Source organism: Synergistaceae bacterium (assembly GCA_031267575.1).
GTDB lineage: Bacteria > Synergistota > Synergistia > Synergistales > Aminobacteriaceae > JAIRYN01.
Genome location: JAIRYN010000066.1, coordinates 1 through 6,902, shown reverse-complemented (window position 1 = coordinate 6,902; position 6,902 = coordinate 1). Strand labels below are relative to the sequence as shown.

The following is a 6,902-nucleotide window of genomic DNA, read 5'->3' as shown; positions in this document are numbered from 1 at the left end:
CCGGTTTGCGTACAATTGGGCGTTGGCTGAGGCGTTGGTTGAGTTGAATGGAAGCGGCAGTACGAGGCGTGGAAAGCCGACTCTGCAAACCCAAAACCTAACCAGATGGCACTACGGCGTAAACTTAACAGTATCAAACGAACAGACTTTCCATCCATGAATATGAATATGAATATGAATATGGATGCTGGAGGGATGCTGGAGGTCACCAAGTGCGCTCCGCAGATGGCTATCATGCAATTAGGCGCGGCATTTCGAAATTTTTTTACCGGGTGTGCCCGTTATCCGACTTTTCGTAAAAAAGGTGCCCATGACCGATTTTCAATGAGTAACGACCAGTTCGACGTTAAAGGTTTCCATATCCGCATTCCGATTTATTCAGGTTTGCATAGATTTGGTAGAACGGTAATCATATGAGATTCCCGGCCTTCGTGGGGTACTTTGTCCTCTTAGCGGCGTGTATTTATAGTAACATAGTTGCAGCGATTCACCTTGACAAAAAAGAACATTTTAGAGATATTTATCTAACGATTCGCTGAAATCGAAAAATCGGAGGAGGCCTTAATCATACGGAACGCCGAAACTGGCAATTTTAGAGAGGAGTGGATTATTCATGTATGGAAAAACGATGCGTGTATTTTGCCTATTTTCGTTAGCCACAATCGCGTTGAAGATGTTGTCGATATTTTCTCCGCCTTTTGCTTTCGCCGCGTCCAAAACAATAGTCTTTACCAACAACCAATGGGATAGCCAGATGTTCCACAACGAACTTGCTAAGTTTATTGTCGAAAACGGATTTGAGGGGTATCGTGTGGAGCTTTCCACGGGGTCCACTACCTTAAACTGGCAGGGGATAATCAACGGGGACGTGGATCTGGACATAGAGAGCTGGACGGACAACGTAGCCACTTACAATGACGATGTGGCTCGAAAGGACATTATTCCCTTGGGGATATTGGTACCGGACAGCGCGCAAGGATTTTACGTTCCGCGCTATGTGATCGAAGGTGACCCCGCTCGCGGCATCAAACCCTTGATTCCCGATCTGAAGAATGTATGGGACTTAATCAAATATGCCGACGTGTTCAAAGATCCTGAAGATTCTTCGCGGGGACGGATCTACGGAGCCATTCCGGGATGGATGATCGACGAGGTTTTACACAATAAATATGAGTATTACAAGTTGAACGAGGGATATAACTACTTCCGGGTGGGCAGCGAGGCCGTACTTTTCGCGTCCCTGGCCAGCGCCTACAATCTTGGTGAACCCTGGGTGGGTTATTGCTATGAGCCCACGTGGATCACGGGTAAGTTAGACATGGTGCTGCTGGGTGACGCGCCCTACGATCCTGAGCTTTTCCAAAAAGGGGAGTGCGAGATTCCGAAACAGGCTCTTCGTGTCGTCTGCGGCGGGCATTTCCCCGAAAAAGCACCGGAACTGGTCGATTTTTTCTCAAAGTACAAGACGGGCTCCGCCTTCGTGTCCGAGGCTTTGGCTTATCTGGAAGAGACCAAGGAGAGTCATGCTCGAACGATCGTGTGGTTTTTGAAGCAACACGACTCTCTTTTGGATGAATGGCTGACCCCGGAACAAGCGAAAAAAGTACGCGAAGCCGTGGCAAAACAGTAGGCGAATGATGAGTGGCTGGATTTTGAGTTTTCCCGACCAGTTGATCTTTCATCCTGGCGGGTCCATTGACGACGCCATACGCCAGTTCAGTCGAAATCATCGCGCTTCGTTGAACGCGATCAAAAGCGTAACGGTGTGGATGCTAAACGGGATCGAGGCCTTTTTGGGAATGATCCCCTGGTGGGCTTTGATTCTGCTGCTGGTCTGGGCAGGTTATAAAACCAGTCGGAAGTGGAAAGTGGGGGTCCTTTATGGGGCAATGTTTTTCCTCATCGGGAGCTTCGGCCTGTGGGCGTTGATGCTTCAGACGCTTTCCATTATTATCGTTTCCGTCACTTTCGCTTTGGCGTTGGGTTTTCCCATGGGTGTCCTGGTGGCCATGAACCGCAAAGTGGATACGGTCATGCAGCCCGTCATGGATTTTATGCAGACAATTCCTTCTTTTGTTTACCTGATTCCAGCGGCGATGCTTTTCAGCGTGGGGAAGACTCCCGCTGTTATGGCGACGCTGATCTATTCGGTGGTGCCCATGATCCGGCTGACCAGTCACGGGCTACAGCATGTGGATAAAGAAGTGGTGGAGGCTGGGCTTGCCTTCGGTTCCACGCGGTTGCAACTCCTGTTTAACGTTCAGGTACCCCAGGCCTTGCCCACGATCATGACAGGAGTCAACCAGACCATCATGATGGCGATGGGGATGGTGGTCACCTGTGCTTTGATTGGCGCCAACGGGCTGGGCATGGAAATTTTGGTGGCCACCAACCGCACGGAGATGGGGCGCGCTTTGTTGCCGGGCATTTCCATCGTGTTTGTCGCCATTATTCTGGATCGCCTGACTCAGGGGTCTTTTAAGAAAAATGAGGATGGAGTCCGATGATTTCGGCATTAGAGACAAATGCCTCCTCTGGTGTCGCTCCGGAGACGGTTGAGCCGCTTTTGAAGGTTCAGCATCTGCGCAAGTTTTTCGGAATTAATCGAGCGGCGGCGCGGAAAATGTTGCATGAGGGCGCGGGAAAAGCCGAAATTCTGAAAAAAACGGGCGTAACGGTGGCTGTAAACGATGTCTCCTTCGACGTGGAGCGAGGAAAGGTTTTTGCTTTGATCGGGCTCTCCGGTAGCGGCAAGTCCACCGTCGTGCGCTGTATCAACATGCTTCAACGCCCCAGTTCGGGCGACATCCTCTTCGGAGGGCGTAACATTGCCCAGATGGACAAGCACGATCTGTACGAGTTGCGGCGTTCCAAGATATCCATGGTTTTCCAGAGCTTTGGCCTGATGAGTCATAGGGACGTCTTGGGCAACGTGGCTTATGGGCTGGATGTTCGAGGAGTCGGTAAAAACGAGCGTGAGGGCAAGGCCATGGAAATGATCAAGTTGGTAGGGCTCGAAGGTTGGGAGCGCAAAGCGATCGACGACCTTTCCGGCGGTATGAAACAGCGTGTGGGGATCGCTCGCGCTCTCTGTAACGACCCGGACCTTCTGCTGATGGACGAGCCTTTTTCGGCCTTGGATCCTCTGGCTCGCCGCGATATGCAGTTCGAACTCCTTTCGATACAGAAAAAACTAGAGAAAACCATTGTGTTCATCACTCATGATATCAACGAGGCTTTCAAGATGGGCGACACGGTGGGCATTATGCGCGACGGGCGGATCGAGCAGTTGGGTACGCCGAAGGATTTGGCACTTTCTCCGGCCAACGATTATGTTAAAGAATTTCTAGGCAGTGTAGATAAGACGAAAGTTTTGAGCGTGCGGCACATCATGATCACTCCTTCTTGTTTGATCCGTGAGCAGGCCGACCCTGTCACGGCGATTCGGGAGATGCGCGTGAACGATGTTTCGACGGCCTACGTGATTGGGCACAGGATGGAGTTCATCGGAATCGTGACGCTTACGTCCGCGTTACAGGCCCGTCTCGACAAACTTCCCTCGGTGTCGTCGGTTGTTACTCGCGACGTGCCGAAGGTGGAGCATGATATTTTGATCGGTGATATTATCAGCGCCGCGTCTGACACGCCTTTTCCTCTAGCTGTTCTTGATGGGCAGGGGCGCCTTGAGGGCATCGTCAGCCGTGCCGCAATTTTGTCGAGTCTCTCGTAATGGTGTAAAAATGGTGTAAAATAGAATGGTGTAAAATAGAGGCGAAGAGCGCGAACATGGCGAAGAGGGAGGCAAAGGCATGACCGGCAAGGTCGTCGCTCAAAATCGGAAGGCCAGGCATGATTATTTTGTGTTAGACAGCCTGGAATGTGGTATTGTTTTGACGGGTACGGAAATCAAGAGCATGCGCGCGGGTAATTTGAATTTGAAGGATTCCTACGCCGCGATCGAGAAAGGTGAGCTTTGGCTGGTGGGTATGCACATTTCCCCTTATGAGAAGGGAAGCTACTATAACCATGAGCCGGAGCGTAACCGTAAATTACTGGCCAATAAGCGAGAGATTGTTCGTCTTAACAGCAAAATAAGGGAAAAGGGATTGACATTGGTTCCCTTGTCGGTTTACATTAAAGATGGACGCAGGGCAAAAATTTAGTTGGCCTTGGCGAAGGGGAAAACGGTGTATGATAAGCGTGACGCTATCGCGGAGCGAGATACGAAACGTGATATAGCACGCGCGGTACGCGGTAAGGGTCGTTACGACGATTGAGCAGCAGTGAATCGTATTGCAAAAGGGGGCGACAGGTTTCGACGGCGTGTTGGAGGGTCTGGAGGAGCAGGTCGAGTTATGTCCGTAATTCTCGTTAAACATTCGGGCAAGACGATAAACGTCGACAATAATTACGCTTTAGCGGCTTAAGCCCGCTACGTCGAGGGACGTGACTCGTCTACTGGTCCGCCTGAGGCGTCACTTTAGGTAGATGCTCTGTTCGATGTAGGGCTTTGCTCGGATAGAAAAGACAAGAAGCCTTGGGACGAGGAGGGTTGTTTCCTGCCTGCCCTCGAACGACAACTAAAAGGAAACTAAGCCTGTAGAGCCGCCACGGCTGGCCCACGTCGGACGGGAGTTCGATTCTCCCCGCCTCCACCATATTAACAATCCAGATTCGTCTAGATACATTTAAAACCCCTGCGAAAGCCGGGGTTTTGCGTTTTCAGGCATCTGTAGAAATCTCCATAATCCTCTACCGATTCGGGATGATACAGTATACTATTCTGTATACGTATTTTCTAGTATACGGTACGTAAGGAGTGACGACTGTGGTACTTACGGAATTGATGGTAAGGCAGTTGAAACCGGAAGAAAAAACTTTCTCGATTTCTTGCAGACTGGGGAGACTCTGTGGCGAAAAGGCGCGCCCGTTGCGCGTTACTGCGCCGCGTCGGACAAGTTCGGCGGCTATTTGCGCATATGACCTCCCTTCTCGCACGGAGCAGAAAATATAAGCGATGTTCTCCGCTTCTGAGGGTTCCAGGATGAGAGTGCGGCGGCTGTTGAAATTCGACGGGTCGGAAAGTACAACTTTATAACCTACGGTGGACGTCCGCCAAGGTGACTTTGGTGCGACCAGGCGTGTTGTAACAGGTTTCGCGTGGTGTGCTCGCCGTTATCATGGCTGCTTTTTTCATCGAATAGATATTGAATGCGACGCATAAAGAGACCGTCTGCGGATGGCTTACCTTCGTTTTCCGGTAAGGGTTGCATAACTGAGACGAGGTTGATATGTAGGTTGCGCAGTTCTTCCTCGAACTGCATCGCGGCTAGGGCGCGGCGGAAATATCGCGATAGGTTCTAGACGATCACCGCTCGAACTGGCGAACCGGAACGTATCGAGTAAATCATACGCAAGAATTCGTCGCGCTGTTGTTTCATGGCGGCGGCGGATCGCTCGCGGTCTATAAATGTCTCGACGATCTCATACCCGTGAGCGTCAGCGTATCGTTGTATTTCCGCGAGCTGACTCTCGATACTTGTCTCGTTTCGGTTGTCACTGCTATAACGCGCGTAGGCGTAGGAAGGAATAGAAAGGAATAGAAATGAATAGGAAGGAATGGGCATAGTATTATCATTTCCTTGTGTATAGATTCACAAAGAGATGGAAAAACTTGGCGAGGTCCATCTCTTGTATTTTATCTCATTAACATACTTCCACGACTAAAGTCATGTGATTCTAAGATCGACAAAGACAGCCGACTGAAACCGGCCTTACGTCTTCTCCTTTAAAAGTGAATGCCCCCACTAAAAGTGAATGTCCCCACTCTGAGAATATTGACAGCCGCAATATCCCGCCCTGCATCTCGGACACGCCCCTCCACGGACGGACAGCGGCAACTCAGGAAAAACATCAAAACAGGACGAACAGGTTTTGACGAAGGATAGAACCTGTCGATTTTTGTTCCATGATTGCCGTTCTTGTGCATCTCCCACGAAAGAATACCGAGAAATTGAGCGTGTACCAAATCAGATATTTTACGACCCCACACGTGTTGCATAGCTTTCATATTCAAGTTCTCGACTTCAAGTCCTCGACTTCAAGTCCTCTAAAAAGAGGCGACTCAATCTTTTCTCTCTCCAACGTGGTGAGGAATGTTTTCAAATCGAAATCAAGACCCGAAATCAAGACCCGAAATCGAGACCGACACTTTTACCTGATCTTGCCTCATTCGCTTTGCAATCCTCGTCCGTTACAAGTAGAGCCGGAGGTCACCCAACGCATCTCACTTGATGGTGAGGATTTTTATTTCCCCCACAGTCTCGCGAGATTTGAAGAATTTATATTTACGTCCCATAATGGGAATGCCGTTACCGCCAAGGAGCTTATACCCGGCTTGCTTTAGAGTGTTAGAGTGAATGAACGATATTTTCTCACCTTTTTGAAACTCGGAAGGGACGTTTTAACCCCACGTTTCAGATTGCTGAAGAACAGTTTATACACTCTGTCAATACGTTGCGCAATATCTTGTATCGCCTGAGAGCCAATATTATTCCAGTGTCCGTAGCGTTTAGTTTTCTTCAGTTTGGTTATATGCCGTTGCAAACGGATAACATTGAGGCTTTTACCGAATATCCGATAGTAGCGGCGATGAAGCGCGATCAAATGATTGTAGATCTGATTGTAGATCGACCCGGCAAGGCTAATCTTATGGTGAAGATGTTTATTCCGTTTGGCCTTGTAGAGTTTGAAAACGTAGGTTTTCATTTATTTTTCTGCTCTTCGATAAACTTCATGATAGTTTTCTCTGAAGTATGCCCCACAGATTCACAGTAGTACGAACGTGTCCACAAGGAAGGCATTTTCAGGAGATGAGGAAATTCCAAGCGCAATACTCTTGC

7 protein-coding genes, 1 other RNA gene and 1 pseudogene are annotated in these 6,902 nt (G+C 49.4%); 6 read left to right on the top strand and 3 right to left on the bottom strand.

The features are described 5' to 3' along the window. Positions 1–162 precede the first annotated feature (162 nt). The 6 genes and pseudogenes from LBJ36_10970 (at position 163) to ssrA (ending at position 4,658) form a co-directional block, all read left to right on the top strand. Positions 163–417, top strand: a complete 255-nt coding sequence (locus tag LBJ36_10970) for a hypothetical protein (GenBank protein ID MDR1379554.1) — start codon at positions 163–165, stop codon at positions 415–417. 196 nt (positions 418–613) lie between these two features. After that, positions 614–1,630, top strand: coding sequence for an ABC transporter substrate-binding protein (locus LBJ36_10965; protein MDR1379553.1), 1,017 nt, complete (start codon positions 614–616; stop codon positions 1,628–1,630). A 4-nt stretch (positions 1,631–1,634) separates the two neighbouring features. Continuing rightward, positions 1,635–2,507, top strand: a complete 873-nt coding sequence (locus LBJ36_10960; GenBank protein ID MDR1379552.1) for an ABC transporter permease subunit — start codon at positions 1,635–1,637, stop codon at positions 2,505–2,507. Next, positions 2,504–3,730, top strand: coding sequence for a betaine/proline/choline family ABC transporter ATP-binding protein (locus LBJ36_10955; GenBank protein MDR1379551.1), 1,227 nt, complete (start codon positions 2,504–2,506; stop codon positions 3,728–3,730). Before LBJ36_10960 ends, LBJ36_10955 begins: the two co-directional genes overlap by 4 nt. 79 nt (positions 3,731–3,809) lie before the next feature. After that, positions 3,810–4,277, top strand: a pseudogene (smpB, locus tag LBJ36_10950) (SsrA-binding protein SmpB). Positions 4,278–4,301: 24 nt separating this feature from the next. Next, positions 4,302–4,658, top strand: a transfer-messenger RNA (tmRNA) gene (gene ssrA, locus LBJ36_10945). Positions 4,659–5,360: 702 nt separating this feature from the next. Here the strand turns inward: ssrA and LBJ36_10940 are convergent. The 3 genes from LBJ36_10940 to LBJ36_10930 all read right to left on the bottom strand — a co-directional run bounded on the left by LBJ36_10940 (position 5,361) and on the right by LBJ36_10930 (position 6,887). Then, entirely contained in the window at positions 5,361–5,627 is a 267-nt protein-coding gene (locus tag LBJ36_10940) for a recombinase family protein (protein MDR1379550.1), read from the bottom strand. Between the two features lie 161 nt (positions 5,628–5,788). Then, positions 5,789–6,070 carry a hypothetical protein gene (locus LBJ36_10935; GenBank protein ID MDR1379549.1) on the bottom strand — a complete coding sequence of 94 codons (282 nt, stop codon included), beginning with the start codon at positions 6,068–6,070 and terminating at the stop codon, positions 5,789–5,791. 694 nt (positions 6,071–6,764) lie between these two features. Continuing rightward, complete coding sequence (locus tag LBJ36_10930; protein ID MDR1379548.1) at positions 6,765–6,887, bottom strand: transposase; 123 nt, start codon at positions 6,885–6,887, stop codon at positions 6,765–6,767. Positions 6,888–6,902: the final 15 nt, after the last annotated feature.